This window comes from Haloquadratum walsbyi C23 (assembly GCF_000237865.1).
Lineage (GTDB): Archaea > Halobacteriota > Halobacteria > Halobacteriales > Haloferacaceae > Haloquadratum > Haloquadratum walsbyi.
This window is the reverse complement of sequence record NC_017459.1, coordinates 264,802-286,266: the sequence shown is the minus strand read 5'-3', so window position 1 is coordinate 286,266 and position 21,465 is coordinate 264,802. Positions and strand designations below refer to the sequence as shown.

The following is a 21,465-nucleotide window of genomic DNA, read 5'->3' as shown; positions in this document are numbered from 1 at the left end:
TGCTCTTTAATTTTCGATGAATACTGATGCGTCTAGATGAGTATGTGGATATTGAGCAAAATAAGCGGGCAGAACGACGTCGACTCGCTAAAAATCGGTCATATGATATCGTTGAGTATCTCGATGATTTTCAGGATCGATTTGAGTCGACTGTCCAGGGAGATTCACTGTATGGTGGGGTTTCTCCATCTATTTTTGTCGGCACATCAAATTATCCGCATGTCTCAACAGGTGTCCTTTCACCAGTTGGGCACAATGATGACGTAAGTCAGTTTATTACATCGGACACATGGTACAATGAGGATATTTCAATTTCGGATGTCTTCGAGCGGCGGGCATCATTACTGAATTCAACAACAACTCGTCCGGTCACAAATGTCGCAGAAACGTGGGATGGAGATGGATTTCTCGGGACGCAACGTGAAATTGCCATTGCTGATCATCCGGTAACTGTCGAAATCGGGCTTGTAAATCGTCCAAATATTGACTTTGATGTGAATCCAGCAGATGTTTCAACACCGGTTGGACCAAGAGCGCGAGCAGAATCCGCAGCGCTTAATGAAAATCCACATGTTCCACGGGCAGTCGAAAAGACAATATCGGATGATGACTGGAACGCAGAAGGAGCGATTACATATCTTTATCGTCGGGATTTCGATATTTATGATATAAACACCATTCTCTCAGCAGGAGCACTTGGGCGAACTGATCAGCGCCGACTCGTCCCAACCCGATGGTCAATTACTGCTGTTGATGATGTTATTGGACGCTATTTGCGCGGTCGAATTCGGACAAATCAAGATATCAATAGCGTTGAAATACATCGTGAGTCGTTTCTTGGGAATGCGTTCTGGGTTATCCTTGCACCTGGAGAGTGGGAGTACGAACTCGTTGAAATGAAAGCCCCCGGGAGCATTTGGAACCCGAAACCGGAGGCAGGAACCGCAATAACAACTGATTGGGAAGGCCGAGAGGGACGAACAAAATATGTCTCTGAAACTGCAGGCGCATATCACGCTGCTCGCCTTGGTGTGCTTGAACATCTCGCTCAGCGAGGACGTCGAGCAAAAGCGCTTATTCTTCGACACATCTCAGCAGATTATTGGGCACCAGTCGGTGTCTGGCAGGTTCGTGAAACGGTTCGCGATACACTTGATGATACACCGGCGATATCAGAAACAATGCATGAAGCAATCGATGGTGTCTGTGAGCATCTGCCCATATCGTCAGCACGTCTGCATCGTGCCTCAACAATTGCTGCCGGACGGCAAGCAACCTTTGATACGTTCACCTGAAATATGTCCTCACTACTATTATCCTGTCGCGTTCTGAGTATATAAAAACGGCGTGAGCCGTTAGTGACGGCCCGTAATGTCTGTGCAATTTGATTCAGCAAACAGGCCGTCAGAAGACGTAACGGACGCCTCTAATATCAATTCTACTGATCTCGTCGCTGACGAACTGTACTCGCTGCTCGACGAAGTCGACAGCGAGTCGATTGCCGATGAGTTCAAGATTGGGCTCCATTCCGACAAACATGACTTCACGAACCACGTCAAGACGGTTGTTCGTGAGGGTCTTGACCCCTCCAGCTCACTCGCTGAACTTGAGGATAAAACCATTGTCGACGACTCACTCGAACACATGCCTAAATCACGGTTTTCAGAACTCACGAACGACCGCGACTACCGTGCGGTCGTTCGTCTCCTATTCGAGTTACTGCACACGCCACAGTTGTATCATCAACGTGGAGTTCAACGAAAACGACTGGGGTGGATGACACGAGGTGTTGTCGCTGTTGATGCCACAAACCTCGAACTTACGCGCTCTGTTGTCGTCTCAGACGAGTTCGTCGGAGACGATGAAGACATCTACGAGATAGACACGGATGGCGGAGGAGTTGAGCTTCACTGTGCCGCACGTGTAGACGGCAAACACAAGCATCCGCTTGGTGCAACTGTCACAGAAGGCGATACCCACGAAAGCCCGCAGTTCGATCTCCTTGAAGACGATGTCGAGGTCTTCGCAGACCTCGACTCGGTCATCTGGACGTTTGACCGTGCATACACGCGATATCTACGGTTCTGTGAGATCAAGCACAGTGACAATGATTTTGTCACACTGATGTACTCAGACGCTCGATTTGAACTCATTGAGACACTCGAAGAGTTTGAAGTCAGCATTACTCCCGAGAGAGGCGCTCAGCCAAGGGATTCTGCTGACGAATCGACACGGCAGGTTCGTGATGAGCGAATTGAGTTAGCCGAGACTGGTGAGGAGTTTCGTCGGATTGTTCTGAACGCGCCAGATGGAGAAGAGATCGAGTACCTGACGACGCTGGCGTCGTCAGCGTACGACCCTATCGATGTGATCAGTATCTACACGCTTCGAACTTGCATCGAGATTCTGTTTCGGGAGCTGAAGCAGTATCTCAACATCGAGAACTTTCACTCGAAATCGCTGAACGGCGTCTTGTTCGAGCTGTTCTGTGCGCTGATTGGCTACGTGCTTGTCGAGTGGTTCCGCCAGTGCCACCCAGTCAAGGGTGGCATGGCGCGTGCAATTCAACAAGTCCGGACCTTCTGGAATAAGACGCTGGATACGTTCGGCTGATTACCACTCAATCACCGGTGACAGCCGTCGCCCGCCAGCGACGGCTGTCGCCCGACCCGTGATTTTCCTCTTCTATGACCCTGAGACGCCGTTTCTCTCGGTCCAACATCTGGTTCATTGGCAGCTTTTCGGAGCTGAACACTCTCGACAATCCTGATCCAGCTACTCTCCGAGAGATTGATTTCTCCGGGGCTTTATTAACTCAGAACGCGACAGCTATTATCTCTGAAGAATTCATATTTAACCTTGGTAATATCAACCGAAATTGAATAGTATCGATGATTGTTGATATGCATATCACAGCGCTGAGATAACTAATGATGCGTATTTGTTATTCTCCAAGCGAGATACTATATGTCAAGAGAGACGGCTACGAGTCTCGATGCTGACTGCAATGAGCACGAACAACAGATTATTCGCTCAATGCTAACAGTGAGCAACTCAACAGTTTTGAGTATCAAGCACAATACTATAGATAGGATGGACATAGCTCATATCCGCATTATAGATCAGCATCTGCAGTCGTATTGTAGGTATATTCTCAGTAATGCAATACAATATCAGTATCAATACTACAGCAATGATAGCTCAATATCGGCTATTTTACTCGGTTTGACCGGTGACTTGTCATGATTCGACAGTCACTCACTGCGATGAAGGAGAATCTAATCTATGTTGTAATCGGATCATTACTGTTTGGGCTCGCATTCGGGCAGATAGCCGGCACTGAGACAAAATCAGTGTTACGAGCCGCTGTTGTGCCGGTGTTATTTGTCATGATATACCCAATGATGATCAATATTGATCTTCGTGAGATCGTGAATATACGTCATCATGCAACAGTGATTGTCGTGAGTCTTCTGATAAATTTTGGAATCGCTCCAATACTTGCGGTGGGTCTTTCGCGTCTCTTCTTTACTGGACAGATTGAATACACGATTGGGCTATACTTTATTGCGCTCATCCCAACGTCTGGCATGACAGCCGCGTGGACAGGACTTGCCGATGGGGATCTCGAGGCAGCGTTAGTAGCCATGTCAGTGAATTTACTTGCGGCTGTTGGCGTTTTACCGCTGTACCTTTCTGTGTTAATCCCAGGAAATGTTGGGTTTGACCCTTCGGCGCTGTATCAGCAACTTGCATTCATTGTTGTCGTCCCGATGATCGCTGGCGTGCTCACCCGAAGTGGTCTTTTACGCCGGTATGGCACCAGCGGATTCAAACGATTCAAACCAATCTTTGGAGGGATTAGCTCACTCGGTGTTATGCTTATTGTGTTTATCGCAATGGCAATGCGATCACAAAGTATTCTCGCAGACCCGCTTGCGTCAATGAGCACGGTTATTCCACTCATCATTTTTTACAGTGTTATTCTTGCTATCGGGGCGTTCTTTGGTCGAATTGTTTTGGATGATGCACGCGGTGTCTCACTCGTATATGCAACGAGTATGCGAAATCTCTCAATTGCTGTTGCAGTCGTCGCAGCCCCTGGATTCCCTCCGGCAGAGGCTGTGCTTCCAATCGCGCTTGCGTATGTCATTCAGCCACCACTTGGTGCAGTGTATATGCATTATCGCCGTGACATCCGCCAAGACGACAGCACTCTTCGTGAGGCAGTTATGCAGCTTGTCTAAGATATCTTATATTACGTTCTCTGCAAGCTCAGTAGCCTCGCGTGATATTGATAGGAGTAGGAGATTAGCGATGAGTATGTAATAAATACTGCTGCTATCACAGTTCAATTGTACTATTCATCAAGAAGCAAGGCGGATACCTCGGAGCTTGACCCCGAGGCAGTTGACCAGTGCTTTATTTCGGTCGTTAATGCTATCTTTTTGTCTCTATTTTTTGTATATGATTATGATGTGATGAAAGGGTGTTAATATCCCCTCACATACCGCTTTGGAGTCAAAGAAGATTCCTGAAACAATTAGCCTGCTTTGGCTATAACATCATAATAACTGGTTTGTATGTAATATGCATGACGATTCTCATGTGTATGTGTCTTTATTATAGTCATAGCGGGATGGGGAGCCATCGAAGCAATCTTAACACCAACTCAGGCGGGAGTACTGGGTCATGCAGCACAAGCCAATCAAGCAATACCAATCCAAGTCCATGAGCAACGATTGAGGGAAGTAACGATTGTGCATGATAATCAACAGCGCCAAACAGAATATCAGTTGGTCCGGACAGGAGTAATTCAATTGGTGGCTTTCCAACGTGATGAAACGCATAGATAATGGGGCTAATAAAAATACTCACTGGACCAATCTCATCACTGATACCAACGCAAAGTAGCCCGCGATAGTATGTTTCTGCGGCAATAACGATAATAAGCTGTTGAATCACATGTGGGAGAAAGTCTCCAAACGCGAGTGTCGTTGACCACATTGGATAATACTCTCGAATACTGGGGAGTGATGACCCAATAAGATAGAATGGAAGGACAAATGCTGCGAGAATAATCGTATCACGAATTACAGTGCGATCAATACGATATCCGAGTTTCCGTCCATGCGTGATTGCAAGCGCCAGTGGAATACAAATGAAAACAAAAACGTCTCGAAAGACCCGCTGTGACAGCGCTGTTGATGGAACTGTCCATACTGTCCACAGCACGGAGCAGAGTGCTCCGATAAAAAGTGTTCGCTGAAGCCAACTAACTCGATCGATGATGTCAAAGACGTGAGTGCGAACCGACACAGCCCGCTCAACACGTGGTTATACTGACTTGATTTAATCCGGTTCGCACGCAGGTGATAGATATCATGATGGTGTTTTGTGTGGTGTATAACATACAATTAATTCAATATGTCGACTTCTCGATAATCGATTATCTCGATTGCGTTTTTCTCGTATGTCATTCATATATTACTGGGTCGGTTGTCTCACAACATCAAATCGCTTCAGCTTCCGGATCCACATCACCATCCGTATTAGTTGTATTATTGCCGTCATCATTGCCATTCGCATCATCACTTTCAGCCGCAACAGGACCGCTCCCGATAACATCCTCAACAAGCGAGACAAATGTCTGTCGTGAATCAATATATGTCTCATCAATATCTGCGAGAATTGACTCAACTTGTTGTGGACCTGATGGCGTTCGGATCATATTTTCACCCTCCTGATTGATAATCCGACTTACCTCATGCGGCCAGGTGAGCCGTGCAGCGACACGCGCAAGCGGTTGCCCTGCGACGGGTGTCTTCTCTCCCAACTCGACGATGGGTTCGTCATCACCGTCGCTTTCCGCTTCGTCTGCCATATGCGCCGGTTTGCTATCCGATGCAATAATCTCTTCGACACATCATGAGTGACATACAGTGAGCGATACCGGAATAATCGCTCTCAATCTGTTGAATATCTGATTCCAACCAATATTTATCTTAAAACATACACATCTCTTTCACTGTCAGACAATCGTCTGACATAGGGTTTTGTGTCTGTTATTCAAATACAATAGCATGACCAGTCTCGCGGAGACATATAATAGTACTAAGGGGGGTCCGAGTCTCCGGCGACTGACATTTGGCCTTACATTATTCCTCATGGGGTCGATGCTCGTCGTCTCTGGAATTGGCGTCACAACGACACAGCTTCTTTATGGGACCGACCCGGCGGCACTCACAGCGAAGCGGCAACTCGGTGGTGTACTTGCTGGCGTTGGCGTTCCAGCTGTGTTAGTTGGGGTATTTGCTATCTTACCTTCTGCACGACTGACGAAGGCTGCGGCTGCTGTTGGGACGGGAATTTCACTCATGGGAGTGCTCTTATTCGACCATGCGTATCCATGTCAGTGGTCTGGTGCTGTTTGTGGAGCTGGAAAGCCAGATTTGACATTGCTCACTGTTGCTGTTTTTTCATTCGGGACGATGGTCACTTTTTGGTGTCTTTTCGTTGGAGTCACGAATCTCCGCGCGACAGATGCTGAATCAGATCCATTTGAGTCATCTCAGAATGCATCCGCTGGAAATCAGTCTGATGCGACTTCAGGAGCCTTCGGGTTGTTTACTACCTCTCGTGATGAGACAAACACAACCCCGACGTCTGATGGTGGGACTGAAGCTGAATCGATTACATCACCGTTTGACCCGACAGCTGCAAGTGAATCATCAGAATCTCCAAGATCTCCACAGACAAACGCAAATCCACGTTCGAACCCACGAGAACAAAGATCAGAGCCATCACCTGTCCAGTCAAAGCGCCCATCACCAACACCACGAAGTTCGTCAGCGCGAACACATCCAGAGAATGAGAAGAATACATGGCGATCAGCAGATGTCGATGCCAGCCTTGGTGATCAATACTGCGGAAACTGTGCACACTTTGAGTATGTCAAAACCGACTCTGGTATCGAGCCATATTGTGCTGCACATGATGAACTGATGGACGATATGGTTCCCTGTGAGGAGTGGGCTTCGCGTATAGACTGATAGTGTTGTTCTGATTATTATTCACATCAGTTATATGATGATTGTACACGCTCAAGCGTCGCTTCGACATCATCCCAGTGACTTCCTTTCCAGAATATCTGTTCACATCTCAGACATTGCCAGCAGTCCTTTTCACTTGGATCGGGCGCATACTCGGGGACTACCACATCTGATGAGAGAGATTCAATACGTCCGTTGCATGCACCACAGCGACTAAGTCGTGGTCGAAGCGTCAAATCATACCCAATAGTAGCGAGTTCATGGAGTTGATCTTCAACATCTCGGGCAGTCAATAAGACTACATCGTCTGCTCGCTGTGCGAGTTCAGTGTCACGTGTGAGGATGGTACGCTTCTCACTGCTTGCGTGTGCGAGGATTTCATCATCGGTTAGCCCACGAGATGAGGGACTCGGAGTAGTGTCCATATTTATTGTATCTCTGTCTTCTTCGACTTCTCGATTAGGGGTTATATCAAGCACATAGGCGGCGTCATGTCCACACATCCGAAGATATGTCGAGAGCGAGCCAAGCATTGCATCAAGAAGGAATCGTTCAGATGATGCCTCAGTGTCTGTCATCGAGTATTACTATCCTGTTTCCATTTCTAATAGTTATTACTCTGCAGATTCACGCAGAAAATAAACGGGTAATATCGGTGATGCAGGTGATCTCGACCGGAGTGAAGCATATCTTGATTTTAATGCAAAAATTCTCGAAGATCTGTGAGATCAAAGCTATTCAATACATCTGGTGGGGTACACCATCCACGTCGAGCAGTATGCACGCCATAACGAGCGTATGCCAGTGACTCCGGTGCATGCGCATCGGTATTAATCGCAATCGTTGCACCGGCATCGCGAGCCACCTGTATGAACGTTCCATGGAGGTCAAGTCGTGTGGGGTTTGCATTTACCTCTAATGCAGTCTCTGCCTCAGCAGCAGCTTTTGCGACGCGTTCAATATCGATATCAAGTCCAGGGCGTTCGTTGATTCGCCGACCGGTTGGGTGACCAAGCACATCGACGCTTTGATGATTCACTGCTCGGATGAGCCGTTCCGTTGCTGTTTCACGCTCTTGTCCAAGCGCAGTGTGTGGCGATGCAACAACAACATCAAGCTCTGTGAGAATATCATCTCCTGTCGAGAGGTCGCCCTCTGCGTCAATATTCGTCTCAACCCCTGCAAGGAGTTCAATCTCATCTCCTCGTGTTTCGCTTGCAGTCTTAATTGCCTCTCGTTGCTCACGAAGGTCGTCATCGCTGAGCCCGATCCCACCGACCATTCCAGGACCACTTGCATGGTCTGTGACAGCGTAATATTCATATCCTCGACCAACTGCGGCATCAACCATCTGCTCACGGCTTGCACGACCATCAGAGCGGGTTGTGTGTGTATGGAGATCACCACACATATCTTCGACTGTCAGTAGCTCTGAGAGCGTTCCCTCGGCTGCTGCTTCAATCTCACCACGATTCTCTCTGAGCTCCGGTGGAATCCACGGTAACTCAAGCGCTTCATACATCGACTCTTCTGTTTTCCCGGCAATCCGGTCACCAATGCGCTGAGTGTTTCTTTCGTCGATATCAGCATCGTTATCAGCGTTATTATTTGTATTGACATCGCTGACGTCAAAGACGCCATATTCATTCATTTTTAGATCGCGTTCGATCGCTCGATTTCGTAATGCAACGTTGTGGTCTTTACTCCCAGTAAAGTATTGCAGTGCAGCGCCAAATTCGTCGGGGTCAACTACCCGAAGGTCGATCCGAACACCCTCAGCACGGAGACTTGCCTTATTTTCGCCGGCTTCGATCACATTTGTTGCTGCTGACCAATCAGTAAATGCGTCGACAACCTGGTTACTCTCGGTTGATGCAGCAAGAACATCGATATCACCAATCGTATCGCGCCATCGGCGAATTGACCCAGCAACCTCACTGGTTTCGACTATTTCACGACGGCGGAGGAACGTGAGGACTTCATCAGCGAGTGGACGGACATCTCCAATTCGTTCACGCTCACCAGCCTGTCGGGCAAACGCCACATTTTCACGAATATTTGTCTCTGTTTTCGCCCCGAATCCACTGACATCGCGGATTTCTTCGGCTTCAGCCGCCGCAGCGAGTTCATCAAGCGTTGTGATCCCTAATTCGTCATAGAGGCTTCCAACGGTCTTTGGACCAACCCCATCGACACGAGTGAGTGCATCAATCTCAACTGGAAGGCGGTCACGAAGCTCATCAAGTTCATCAATTGATCCGGTTTCAATGTATTCAATGACTTTTGAGGCAATTGCATCACCGACACGATTGATTGATTCGACTGCATCTTGTCCCTCTGCTGCAAGGTCCTCAATCGGGTCAGCACACTCACGAATGTTTTCTGCAGCGCGGCGATATGCGCTTGGCTTATATGCAACTCCATCAGCCTCAAGTCGGTCTGCGAACTCCTCAAATCGGCGTGCGATTTCATCATTTCGACGCATTATGATTGTCCTCCATATGTCCCACTACCACTTCCTTGACCGCGACCACCGCGACCGCGACCTGCTCCAACGCCGCTGTCTTCATGCCCGAGTGCCTGTTGAAGAAAGTTCATCCAACGTTTCCGATCAGCAGCAGTCTGTTTTTGGGTTTCTGACTCAAGATCAACACTGCGAAGTTGCTCAAGTGCATTTAGTGCACGATCGATACCAACGATACTATCTGCAAGCTCCTCACCCTGCTCGTATGGAATCTCTCCTGTCTCAATTGTATCCAATCGTTCACGGCGTTCACGACGGAGATTCTTCTTTGCACGGTTGACACGGTCGCGCTCACCAGATGGAATTGTATCTCGTCGGTTAATTTCAAAGACGAAATCACGGAGTTCGACCTCCTCGCCTTGTACCTCGACGACGTCAGGAATATCAACGCCGACGGTCGCTGCCTCACGGTTGACCCGCTCCAATAACCGCTTTCGTTCGAACTCCCTCACGTGTTGATTAATATAATGGTAAGCGACTACTTCGCTCCTTCGCTCCCTCACGTCACATCATAATATAAAACCACACGGTTACATACGTAGTAGTGATCAATAGCAGTAGTCAGTCGCCAGTATTCTTATTCAATCTGTGTATCGGGGTTCGCTGGTATTTGCTCCGATTGTTCCTGTGTTGAGGAAGACTCTGTTTCACTGACTCGACTCATGCGCCGCTTAAATTCATCATCATCAATCTCACCTGATGCATATCGGTGCCGAAGTGTCCTGAGAGGGTCATCATCTGAATGCTCTGCATCCGAGTTTGAATCATGAGCGAATGTCACTGTCTGGTATATCATAACGAGAGAAATGGCGACAACGGTGCTGATAAGCCCGAAAATGGTGAGCAATAACCCACTGAGTGAGCCCCCATGAGGCGCTGCCCTGTGTGGACCTGCATGTGCTGGGGCACTCGCTTCCGGTGGTGGACCGGCACTGACGGGTGGACCTCCACCCCGAAGTAATACTATTAGTGGTTCAATGAATATCACGGCTGTGAAAAATAACACCGCACCAATCATAATGCCGCCGAGGGCTGTCAACGCAAGGGTCTGTTGAGTCGATAGTGACTCAAAACGCTTGATGACTGATTGATTCATATTGGATTCGTGTAACGGCGACGGCTAAAATACCAGGATATGACAAGGAGTGAGTATATTCACCCGTGGAATTGTGATATACGGGTTAGTATCCGACAGTTGAGCCCTAGTTCAACCGATTGTCGTATTTCGTGACAACGACCTCGGTGATGGAGGTCGTGTAATAGATTTTCTGATGAGAATGCAAGAATTCGTCTGAGACAACGGCGGTATCACCCCCGAGATAAAAGCTCTTATGCGGCAGCCTGGAAGTACGAAGTATACATGGGTTTGTTCGATCGATTACGAGGTGAAGACCACCCTCGTGTTGCGTTCGTCGGTATCGACGGCGTGCCATTTAGTCTACTCGCTGATAATCCTGAGGAGTTTCCAACCTTTGCCGCGCTTGCTGAGGAGGGAGCTGGCGGTGCAATCGATAGTATCGTTCCTCCAGAGTCCTCAGCGTGTTGGCCATCATTGACCACTGGGGTGAATCCTGGTGAAACGGGTGTTTATGGATTTCAAGATCGTGAAGTTGGCTCTGATGACACATATGTGCCAATGGGGCGAGATGTCCAAGCAACCCGACTATGGGACCGTGTGACCAATGCTGACCGGATGGCAACTGTGATGAATGTCCCTGTTACATTCCCTCCACAGCGAAATATCCAGCGAATGGTCTCTGGGTTCCTTTCACCAAGCGTTGAGAAAGCAACTCATCCTGAATCCTTTGCCGATGATCTCGCTGCGGCGGATTATCGGATTGATGTCGATGCAAAACTCGGTCATGACGATGACAAAACTGCCTTCATGGAGAACGCTTATGAAACGGTTGATCGTAGATTCGAGGCATTTACTGACATCATTGATCGAGACGATTGGGATCTCTTCTTTGGCGTCTTTATGACAACTGACCGAGTGAATCACTTCTTATTCAAAGATTATGAAGAAGAGCGTGATGATCGCGAGCTATTCATGGAGTTTTATCGCACTGTCGATGAGTATATTGGTCGGATTCGTGAGCAACTGCCAGATGATGTGACACTCGTCATTGCCTCTGATCATGGATTCACGACGCTTGAGTATGAACTCCACTGCAATGCATGGCTTGAAGAACAGGGCTGGCTCTCATATGCGAATGACGATCATGATGAACTTGCAGATATTTCATCTGAGTCACGTGCGTACTCACTCATCCCTGGTCGATTCTACATTAATCTTGAAGGGAGAGAGGCACATGGAAGCGTCCCGGAATCTGAATATGAGGATACCCGCGATGAATTGAAGACAATGTTGGAATCGCTTGAGGGACCTGATGGCAATCTTGTTGCCGACCGAGTTGTTGAACGCGAGGAGGCATTCCGTGGTGATCATGATGATATTGCACCCGATCTTGTCGTTATTCCAAATCATGGCTTTGATCTGAAATCTGGATTCTCAGGTCATGAATCCATCTTTGATACTGGTCCTCGGAACGGAATGCATAGCTTCGATAATGCAACGCTATATGTGGATAATCCTGCGGTTGATATCCAAGACGCAGATATCTATGATATTGCGCCAACGATTCTTGAACTGATGGATATCGAATACTCACGAACTGAATTTGACGGCGCAAGTCTTGTTCGACAATAATTTTCTTCGAGAATACTATCTGATAAAACTGAAACTATAAGTATTGTATCGATATGACAGAGATAATCAGTCGATCGCACTCATGTGTGTAACCGTCTGAATTTCTGAGTTTTTGAGCGTTTGAGCGTTTGAGCGTTCGAGAGCATCAAATGAGAACCGCCCAGTATTTATCGAACGATCGTGACTGGAATCGAAACGCCGCGCATCACATTTTCTGCAACACTGCCGACGATAATTCGCTGGAGACCTGCTCGACCATGACTGCCGATAACAATCTGATCAACATCATACGTATCCGCAGCCTCTTGGATTGACTCGACTGGTTCCCCAAATTCAACGACTGTCTCAATTGTCTGTGAGATAGACTCTGTGTCCGTATCGATGTCGGCATCGTCATTAGATGATTCGTCTGTCTCAGCTTGAAGTATCGACCTCTTCTCAGCTAATAGTGACTCGGCTGCTTGTTGTGCTTGTGTCTTCCAACTGCCCTCTGTTGTTCCATCGTACGCTGCGAATCCACTAACAGGGTCAATAACAGTGAGAAGCGTGACATCGGCTGTTGGAAAGATTCCAGTTACATACTCAACAGCACTCTCTGATTGTGGTGATCCATCGACTGGAACGAGTATGTGCTCAACTGAGGGGTTAGCGCTCGATTCAGTCATCAGCTTTCACCTCGTCTGGGTCACCCTGAACGGCAATATCACGACGGCTTGCAACGACACGTTCAACAAGATCAGACAAGCGTCCAAGGACGATGAGTGTCGGCGGAAGCGTCAAGATTGCTGCAACAAGGGTCAGGAATATCACCCCGACAGTAAGGAAGCCGAAATCTCCAAGAATCGGGAATGGCGACAGCGTGAGTGCCGAGAAGCCAAAGACAGTGGTTAATCCAGACACAGTGATTGCCTTTCCAACTCGTGCTCCCGCTATCTCAACAGCATCAAGTCGTGACACTCCTGATTGTCCGAATTCCTCAAAGTATCGTTCCATGACGATGATAGTGTATTCCGCACCGATTCCAACGCTCATTGCACCAAGTGATGCACCAAGCGGAGACACTGGGATTGAAAGCGCTGACATGTAGAGATTCTGCCACCCAATGACGAATAACATTGGAACTAACGGTGCAACCGCACGGATCAGATTCCGGTAATAGAGTAACAGAGCTCCAAAGACAAACAGGACACCAAGACCCGTCGTCACATTTCTGGTTTCAATCTGGGTAACGATCGATGGTGTTGATACTGCTGCTTGTCCAGTGAGTTCAGCAGTCAGCCCAGCCGGTGGTCGAGTGAGCTCTGAGGAAGATTTTGCAATCGCAAGGAAATCAAGTAACTCATCTGTGTTCATATTCCGTTCACCAATAATGGTGATATGAGCGTATCCATCACTGTAGTAATTCGCACGTTCAGATGCTGGAATATCACTCAATACTCGTTTGACACCGGCTTCTGTTGCTGGGATCTCACCACCGTTGTGTTGTTTAACCAGCGTTGCTGGTGTTTGCATGCCATCTATCAGTGGTTTGTCTGTCGCGATTTGGCGATATTGCTCCATCCATCGCAACGCCGTTGGATCACGGATATTACTCCCAGTGACAAGCATGTCATATTGCACCGCACTTCCACCACCGGTGACTGTCCGGAATTGCTGTAGGTCAACATATGCGGGTAAGTCCTGTGGAATAAATTCTTCAGAGTCTGCAAGCGTTTCAAGACTGTCACCAGCAGCTAATCCACCGCCAAGGAGGACAACAGCAATCAACAGGACTGCAATCGGGTGTGAAGCCACAAACCGAGTTGTCCGTCCGAGTGTCCGACCGAGCATTCCAATATCACCGAGATCTGTATCAGTCGTCGATTCCGTCGGTGTCGTGGTATCTATCGCTTCATCAGCAGAATCTGAGTTTGTTTCTGCGTCTGCATCTGCGTCTGCATCTGTGTCTGTTGTCTCTCCATCACCACGCCAGCGTGCGTACAGCGTCAATATTGGAAGAAGAACAATAATGCCCGATAGGAATGTCAGCCCAATTCCGAACATCGATGTCTGTGCGAACCAGACAAATGCAGGAGTCCCCGCCGAGGAGATCCACGTCGCTCCAAATCCAAGCGTTGCTGCAATCGCAGCAATCGATACGGGTGGTCCAATCCCACCGAGTGCAAGTGGAAGCGCTTGTTTCGGAGGATGTGTTTCCAATTCTTCTTCATATCGTTCATGGAACTGCACCGAATAATCAATGCCAAGTCCGATGAGGATCGGGAATACAGCGCTCGTTAGCGTTGAATTTGGCACGCCCGCATATCCGATTGCCCCAAACGTATAGATGACACCAACAAAGACAGCGACAATCGGGAGTAATCGAAGTCGAACCCCACGGAAAAGGAAGAACAATGCAACGGTCATCAGCCCAACCGCAAGTCCAAGCAATTGTTGTGTGCTCTGTTGAATGAGCGCTGATAATTGCGTCGAGAATGCAGCAGACCCAGTCACAGTCACAGAAACACCAGCAGGGAACTGCACCCATTCTTTGCGGTCAACTGCTTTCGTATAGATTGGTCGTGACTGTTGTTGAGTCATCCCGGCATCACTAACAATGCCGATGACAGCAGTATCAGGACTCCCAATGACACGCTCAATTTTCGTTTGTGAGTCGGGTATCCGTCCGTATTCTTCACGCACCCGATCAGCAGGGCTATTGACCGTTTGGACATCTTCAACCGCGCTCATCCGCTGATCATAGCGATCAATTGCCCGCATCGTCGTTGGGTCCGTCACCTCCCCGCGGACGAGTGTTGCGACACTTCCATAATCAAACTCATCATCAAATGTATCGAGCGTTGGATTCGACCCAACAAATGCACGATCACCGGTGACACTCTCAATCTGACCAGCACCGACGAAGGCAACCCCGATGAGCGCAACGGCAAGCAACAACGTCATAACTGGATGTGCCTGAACAAACCGTCCAATCCGAGAGAAGAATCGACGAGATTGTTTCATTGATTTACACCCGTCTGTAGAGCACGACGCCGCCACCGAGAACAGCAATCACTGCGGCGACACCAATCGGCATCAGTGGAAGCCCACCGGAATCACCAGCAGAGACCGACACACCAATCGGAAGTGATCCAGTGAAGCGTGTGTCACCGTCGGCTTCGTCGTATCGTACTTCGACACTTGATGCGTATTCCTTCGCAATAGCGTCGCTTGATGCACTTACCCGGAATGTCGCCGTTGTTGTCGTCCCTGGTTCAACAGTTCCAAGAAATGCTCCATCATCGGCTGACGATATTGGATCGCTGGTGAATAACTTTGCATTTGCATCTGAAACCGGCTCACTGCCTGTGTATCGCAGTGTGACAGCAAGCGTTGCACTACCACCTGGGGTAACACCTGTTTCAGTTCCAACAATCTCAAATCGATCCTGTTCTGGCTGGATTGTTACGGACTGTCGAATAGGTGTTGTTGTCTGCAACACATCACCATCCTCGTTCTCGTATTCAACAGCGAATGGGAGTGAGATTGATCCGGGCTCAGCTTCGCCCGGAATATTCAGTGTGAATGAAACAGGAGCGCTATCACCAACCGCGAGATCACCAACTGCGGATTCACCACTCGTCACAGCAATCGTTTCTGTCCCACTGACTGAGACAACAGCGTTCTGTGCGGGTGTTGGTCCGCGATTGATGACCGTTGCTTCGATTCGAGCCTCTGGCTCATCGACACGGAAGTCAGTCAATTCGACATTCTCAAGCTCAAATGTTCGCTCTTCGCGCACCGTCACACCAGCTTGTAATGGATCTGATTGTTGTGTAATCCCATTTTCATCCTCATATTCAACAATCGCAGTTACTGTATATGTCCCAGCAGAGACATCCGGACCAGCACCCATTTGAACGGTTATTTGCTCACTCGAATCTGGCTCAAGTGCAGAGACAAACACTGATGTATCAACTGACTGGCTTGTTTGCTTTCCAAAGAAGATACCTGGCGTTTGTGTCTGTAAGCGAACCGTTGCATCGCGTGCGGTTTCGGTTCCGATATTCTGTAAATTAAACCCAATTTTACCGTTATCACCGGCAGTCACAGCATTCGCTTCATCTTCGCTCATATCGAATTCAGGGCGGTCCTCAATACGAATTGTAATTTCCTCTGTGACTGTCTGCTCGCGATTTTGTCGGTCAGTATCTTCGAACTGACCGAAAGCAATCACTCGAGAATGACTGTACGTAATCTCAACAGGAATCTGATATGTTCCTGGTGTCGCGCGTCCGATTTCTAATGCAAAATCAACTGTTTCGCTCTGCCCATCGCTCAGGCTGCCGAGTGTCTGTGTCCCTGTATTAACTTCGATGGGGGCGTCAATTTGATCCTCAGCAATATCAATCTGGACACTTTGTGCGGTCTGCACCTCGTTCTCATATTCGTCTCGACCGCCATCGGTCAGTTGTCCATCATTATTTACTGTCACGCTCAGCGTCGCTGATTCACTGGCACGGAATTGTACATCAGCAGCGCTGGCAGTAATATTCGGAGATCCAACAACAATCTCTTCGGCAGCAACAACCGGTCCAGCAAATCCAGCGGTAATCATAAACAATACAAGAATTGATGTGAGTATCTTCTGTCGCATTCGTTCTTTATGAGTATAATAAGTGTCACGTCGGGGTAGACAGTGGTCTATGTCTACTAGTTTATTGTGTATATACAGTAATTGGCTCTTCGAGTATGAAGGTTCCTATCGAATGGTCGTTATATAATATTATATTCATAAATCCGCTTCATGAATAATAATGCCGAGTTTTCGTTCAATAATATCCGCAAGTGCCTCAGTATCAATCTCGTCGGTCGTCGCCCCCCGAAAAATAGCCCCTTCAATCAGTGTTAATAAGAACTCTGTTGCATCATTTACGCTATCGATATCAAACGTTCCAGCGGCGACACCGGCGTCAAGACACGCATGTAATTCATCTCGAAGTTTTGTTTCATTTGCCTGGATTGTCTCCCGAAAGACCTGATCATGGGCAGCTTGCGCCCGCAATTCGACATACGCCTGGCTATGCGCACCAACATAATGTTTGAATCCTTTCTCAACGGTATGTGACGAGTCTGTGTTCAGATCTGCGTTCTCATCCATATCGCTATCCGGTTTTGTGTCGGTGATATCCCCATCAGCAACGGCAAAAATAAATCCAAAGAAATTCTCAAGACGATGGGCAGGATCATCATCAGAATCACGGAAGTACTCTGAAAGTAACTCGCTGAGTACCTGATCAAGCAATGTCTGGACAATATCGTCTTTATCCTCATAATGATAATAAACGACTGATTTCGCGATATCTGTCCGAGTAGCGATCCGTGAGATTGTCACGCCAGTATACCCACGCTCGCAAAGAACCCGAAAGGTAGCCCGAAGGATTTCAGTATGGGTGTCATCGGGCGCGTTTGGCAGAATTGTTGTGTCGTCTTTCAAGTCTGCTCTTTGAAAATGGATGCGTGCACATCAACCTGTCCTGTTATACACACCGACTCGTCAGCTCATTTGAGGATTTGATTCGCTTTTGAGTGTGGAACTTACTGGTAGACACATCGGCACATATCCCTGTCTAGTCGAGTATAATCACTATTCGATGGTATAGAGATATAAAACCGAAATAATGAATATGACCTCTGCAATCTTCGAAATGGCAACAACAGGACTGAATCCACCGTTGAACATAAAGAATGCAACGATTGTCGCACCGGCATAGCCAGCAGCGATAAGATGCAGTTCACGTCGCCAATATTGAGAGAGATACACACCAATCCCACCCAGAAATCCAATCCCGTTGAGGATAAATAACACAGGAAGTGTTTGCGTGAGGATGGCAGTGATCGATGAAATTCCTCCCTGAGAAAGGAATACGATTCCAAGAACTAGATGCAAAACACCAGTCACAACTGCAGCGACAATTGCGACATATCCCACGCTATTTGTAGGAAGTGAAAATGTCGTTGAACTATCTCGCTGTGTGGTTGACATATGGAATGATTGGTCGCATATCGGATAAATATACCGTGAAAGTGCGGAATGAGTGACTCTTCACTTCAGCTAGTGGGTTATACGCTGAATGATACGGTGATTGACCACGCAAATAAATGAGTCAATTATCATATGTACGCTTCTTTAAATTTGTAGCGTGAAGTGAATATAAATTCCAGCTTATCTTATTTTGAAGAGATAATAAATCATATCTGAATATCACTTATACTAGATTAGATTTAGTATTACAAATATTATGAAATAATAATTAATCTTACTGATTCGAAATCATAAGAAATGATCTGAGCTTTGTGTATATTGTCAATTATTTATGAATCATTTTTCAGTGAAATGTGCATGGAAATCTCGTGGATAATCATACTTTTGTCTCACAGTTTCAGCGATGCTTCGCTAGCTATCGCTTATCGCGAGTGAAAAAATAAAAGAAATTACTTCGAAAGAATCGGACGAACTGCGAGTGTCCGATTAGTTATCAGTTGTTACGGCGAACCGCGAGCAGTGCCGCAGCAACGAGTGCTATCAGTGCAACTACAATACCGAATCCAGGCGTGCCGGTCGGTGTTGAAGTTGGTGTTGCCGTTGGCTCTGGTGTTGCTGTCGGAGTTGGCTCTTCCGTTGCCGTTGGCTCTGGTGTTGCTGTCGGAGTTGGCTCTTCCGTTGCTGTTGGCTCTGGTGTTGGTTCTGGTGTTTCCTGAACCTGCTCAACAACGGTGATTGATGCGCGGTCGGTATTGTCACCGTCGTCAACTTCAACCGTGTAGTTACCTGGTTCGACGCTACTCAATTCAGCGTTAAGGCTGTACACGCCGTCAGAACCCCATGTATCGGTACTCGTGCTGGTAACTACGTTGTCGTCTTGAGTGAGTATTTCAGCAGTGATTGTATTGTCATCAGGTACGCGGTTCGTTTGACCCTGAATCTCTACCGTGCCGTTAGTTTCGACTGGATCGGTAAGTGATTCGATTGTTGTCAATCCATCCGCCTTCCGGAATGTTTCGGTAACAATTAGATCATCGCTTGCCGTATCATCAACGGAGTTGGCGACAATCTGTGACCGAACCTGGTCAGCAGTACCGCTGAAGTTATTATCGACCTGACTGTTGAATCCACTGACACTTGTAGCGAAGTCGTCTCCGAACTCATTATCACGACCGGATGAGATAATGTGTGCTGAGACAGTTCCTTCTGCGAGGCCTGCAACACTTAGATCTTCTTCATCGAATGTGTCGTCGCTGTCAACGGTGATGGCATTTCTTTCAGTGTTTCCGCGTGGACCGACAAATATGACAGACACTTCATCTTTGCCAGGTGCAACGCCCTGAACATCAACAGCATTATTTTCGTCTTCAACTGCAATCTGTCCGTTGTATGTTGTGAAGTTACCATCAAGTTCGGTATCTGTGACAACAATTGAGGTTGCACTACTCACGCCACCATTGAACTCAGACGTAGTTAGTGTATCTCGAACGATGCCGCTATCATTTTGTGCATCTTGTGCATCAATGACACCAAGTCGGTAGTTGCCTGGGAGTGACAACAGACGGTTTCCAAGGTCACCACCGGAACTACTCAGTTGGACATCTTCTTCATCGAATTGATTGTCGCCTTCGACTGCTATTGAGCGGCTATTATCAATGTCGACAAGTTCATAATCACCTTGATCTCGTGCGTATATTGATACATCGTCGATGCCTTCATTTGCATCGCCAGTGATATCAACATCAGATCCGACGATATATGATCCAGCGGGATTCGTAATGCTAACTTCACCTTCGTTAATGCTGAAATCAACATCATCATCTGTTGTAGCGTCAGCGAGGTCACCGCCAGCATTATTTAGACTTGCATTTGTCAGCCTATCGTTCTCTAGGTATGATGGTGATGCTGATGCATTGGATGGAAGCAGATCAACTGTGATCGTTGAATCATCGAGGAACTGTGTCTCAATCGATCCACCAAATCCATCATCCATCTCAACAACGGCAAATGCTGCGTCAACTTCACTTATGCTGCCTGCGCTAACATTGGTGCCGTTGATAATTCCTGTTTGGACTGTATCATCGACATTACGGAATATGTTTTCGGCATCAGAGACATCAATATTATCTCGGAATTCACTTTGGTCAATACGGACCAAATGGAAAGTTCCGGTTTGGCGATTTGTAATTGTGAAGTCAAGATTGCCACCCTGAACAGTCTCTTCTTCAGCAAGGTCTAGGTTTGCCTTCTGATCAGAGACAATCGTTACTGTGGTGCTCTGCGATGCTTCGCCGAAGTCAAGATCATCGTCACCTTCGACAGTGAAGGTGTATTCACCCTCATCGGAATCTGCTGGTGTGATGTTGAATGTAACGTCACCATTCTGTGAAGATCCATTAATTGTGTCAGATTGACTACCACGGAGGAACTCTTGTGTAACTTCTTGACCAGACTCATCTTCAACGGTGAGTGTGATGTTCTCCGAATCTTGGAAGTTGTATTCGACAACGACGTTTGCGCCGGTCTGATCAGTAGTTATCGTCCCTCCATTGACGTCTGTGAAATTATTATTCACGTCAAAGGTCGTAATACGAGGTGTTTGGACGGTGACATTGAAATCATTCTGCGGTGTACTATATTGTCCCACAGCTTGACCTTCTGGAATTGGAAGAGTTAATGTCTCGCCACCAGCCTCAGCGGCCCGTGAGAGTGTTCCAGCTGGAATGGGATCAGTATCATCAGTATTATTACGGAAGACAATATCTTCCTCACCCTGGAAAATAATAGCACCATCTGTAACATTGTTAAACTTCCCTTCGCCTTCTGTGTTCACGTCATACTGGGCATTTCCGTTTCCACGGACAATCTCAGCAGATGCAGCCCCTGACATCGCAATGACGGAGAATACCATCACTGCAGCCAGGATGACTGCACGTAATTTATGATTATTATCGTTTGTCATAGTTTGTTTTTGATTGTATCGTTATCGTAATCGCAATCGTCACCACTGATTTTCTGTCTCGAACTCACACAGCACACCAATGAGCCGATATATCCATACTCGTCGTTGGCGACATAGGTAGGGGTGTAGATTAAAAATACAATGTATCTGGTAAATACTTTGTGTGTTCGACTGCAGATCTGAGTTATATCC

The 21,465-nt window shown here is 47.4% G+C and carries 17 protein-coding genes; 5 read left to right on the top strand and 12 right to left on the bottom strand.

What is annotated here, in order from left to right; genetic code table 11:
• Positions 1-26: 26 nt before the first annotated feature.
• The 3 genes from HQRW_RS01195 to HQRW_RS01180 all read left to right on the top strand — a co-directional run bounded on the left by HQRW_RS01195 (position 27) and on the right by HQRW_RS01180 (position 4,247).
• Positions 27-1,295, top strand: a complete 1,269-nt coding sequence (locus tag HQRW_RS01195; protein ID WP_014555130.1) for an Nre family DNA repair protein — start codon at positions 27-29, stop codon at positions 1,293-1,295.
• Between the two features lie 76 nt (positions 1,296-1,371).
• The gene (locus HQRW_RS01190; RefSeq protein WP_014555129.1) at positions 1,372-2,613 is read left to right on the top strand and encodes an IS4-like element ISHwa9 family transposase; all 1,242 of its coding nucleotides are present in this window, start codon (positions 1,372-1,374) and stop codon (positions 2,611-2,613) included.
• Positions 2,614-3,242: 629 nt separating this feature from the next.
• Complete coding sequence (locus tag HQRW_RS01180) at positions 3,243-4,247, top strand: arsenic resistance protein (RefSeq protein ID WP_011570516.1); 1,005 nt, start codon at positions 3,243-3,245, stop codon at positions 4,245-4,247.
• Positions 4,248-4,629: 382 nt separating this feature from the next.
• On the opposite strand, the gene HQRW_RS01175 is transcribed toward HQRW_RS01180, so the two are convergent.
• Together HQRW_RS01175 and HQRW_RS01170 are read right to left on the bottom strand one after the other, a co-directional pair.
• Positions 4,630-5,235 carry a CPBP family glutamic-type intramembrane protease gene (locus tag HQRW_RS01175; RefSeq protein ID WP_014555128.1) on the bottom strand — a complete coding sequence of 202 codons (606 nt, stop codon included), beginning with the start codon at positions 5,233-5,235 and terminating at the stop codon, positions 4,630-4,632.
• A gap of 277 nt (positions 5,236-5,512) precedes the next feature.
• The gene (locus tag HQRW_RS01170; RefSeq protein WP_014555127.1) at positions 5,513-5,884 is read right to left on the bottom strand and encodes a DUF5789 family protein; all 372 of its coding nucleotides are present in this window, start codon (positions 5,882-5,884) and stop codon (positions 5,513-5,515) included.
• A gap of 199 nt (positions 5,885-6,083) precedes the next feature.
• Between HQRW_RS01170 and HQRW_RS01165 the strand changes: the two genes are divergently transcribed.
• Positions 6,084-7,052 carry a DUF7139 domain-containing protein gene (locus HQRW_RS01165; protein ID WP_014555126.1) on the top strand — a complete coding sequence of 323 codons (969 nt, stop codon included), beginning with the start codon at positions 6,084-6,086 and terminating at the stop codon, positions 7,050-7,052.
• A 26-nt stretch (positions 7,053-7,078) separates the two neighbouring features.
• Here the strand turns inward: HQRW_RS01165 and HQRW_RS01160 are convergent, their stop codons facing one another.
• The 4 genes from HQRW_RS01160 to HQRW_RS01145 form a co-directional block, all read right to left on the bottom strand.
• Positions 7,079-7,630, bottom strand: coding sequence for a Mut7-C RNAse domain-containing protein (locus tag HQRW_RS01160; protein ID WP_014555125.1), 552 nt, complete (start codon positions 7,628-7,630; stop codon positions 7,079-7,081).
• Between the two features lie 119 nt (positions 7,631-7,749).
• Entirely contained in the window at positions 7,750-9,537 is a 1,788-nt protein-coding gene (gene polX, locus HQRW_RS01155; RefSeq protein ID WP_014555124.1) for a DNA polymerase/3'-5' exonuclease PolX, read from the bottom strand.
• Complete coding sequence (locus tag HQRW_RS01150) at positions 9,537-10,028, bottom strand: DUF5788 family protein (RefSeq protein WP_014555123.1); 492 nt, start codon at positions 10,026-10,028, stop codon at positions 9,537-9,539. The genes polX and HQRW_RS01150 overlap by 1 nt, the downstream gene beginning before the upstream one ends.
• A gap of 125 nt (positions 10,029-10,153) precedes the next feature.
• Entirely contained in the window at positions 10,154-10,672 is a 519-nt protein-coding gene (locus HQRW_RS01145) for an SHOCT domain-containing protein (RefSeq protein ID WP_014555122.1), read from the bottom strand.
• Positions 10,673-10,936: 264 nt separating this feature from the next.
• On the opposite strand from HQRW_RS01145, the gene HQRW_RS01140 reads away from it, so the two are divergent.
• Positions 10,937-12,286 carry an alkaline phosphatase family protein gene (locus tag HQRW_RS01140; protein ID WP_014555121.1) on the top strand — a complete coding sequence of 450 codons (1,350 nt, stop codon included), beginning with the start codon at positions 10,937-10,939 and terminating at the stop codon, positions 12,284-12,286.
• Positions 12,287-12,453: 167 nt separating this feature from the next.
• Here HQRW_RS01140 and HQRW_RS01135 read toward each other — a convergent pair whose 3' ends face one another.
• The 6 genes from HQRW_RS01135 to csg all read right to left on the bottom strand — a co-directional run bounded on the left by HQRW_RS01135 (position 12,454) and on the right by csg (position 21,273).
• Positions 12,454-12,951, bottom strand: coding sequence for a universal stress protein (locus tag HQRW_RS01135; RefSeq protein ID WP_014555120.1), 498 nt, complete (start codon positions 12,949-12,951; stop codon positions 12,454-12,456).
• Positions 12,944-15,289 carry an efflux RND transporter permease subunit gene (locus HQRW_RS01130; protein WP_014555119.1) on the bottom strand — a complete coding sequence of 782 codons (2,346 nt, stop codon included), beginning with the start codon at positions 15,287-15,289 and terminating at the stop codon, positions 12,944-12,946. The genes HQRW_RS01135 and HQRW_RS01130 overlap by 8 nt, the downstream gene beginning before the upstream one ends.
• 4 nt (positions 15,290-15,293) lie before the next feature.
• Positions 15,294-16,922 carry a COG1361 S-layer family protein gene (locus tag HQRW_RS01125; RefSeq protein ID WP_014555118.1) on the bottom strand — a complete coding sequence of 543 codons (1,629 nt, stop codon included), beginning with the start codon at positions 16,920-16,922 and terminating at the stop codon, positions 15,294-15,296.
• A 135-nt stretch (positions 16,923-17,057) separates the two neighbouring features.
• Positions 17,058-17,762, bottom strand: a complete 705-nt coding sequence (locus HQRW_RS01120) for a TetR/AcrR family transcriptional regulator (RefSeq protein WP_014555117.1) — start codon at positions 17,760-17,762, stop codon at positions 17,058-17,060.
• A 150-nt stretch (positions 17,763-17,912) separates the two neighbouring features.
• Positions 17,913-18,311 carry a DUF7475 family protein gene (locus HQRW_RS01115; RefSeq protein ID WP_014555116.1) on the bottom strand — a complete coding sequence of 133 codons (399 nt, stop codon included), beginning with the start codon at positions 18,309-18,311 and terminating at the stop codon, positions 17,913-17,915.
• Positions 18,312-18,804: 493 nt separating this feature from the next.
• Positions 18,805-21,273, bottom strand: coding sequence for an HVO_2072 family ArtA-dependent S-layer glycoprotein (gene csg / locus HQRW_RS01110; RefSeq protein WP_014555115.1), 2,469 nt, complete (start codon positions 21,271-21,273; stop codon positions 18,805-18,807).
• Positions 21,274-21,465 lie beyond the last annotated feature (192 nt).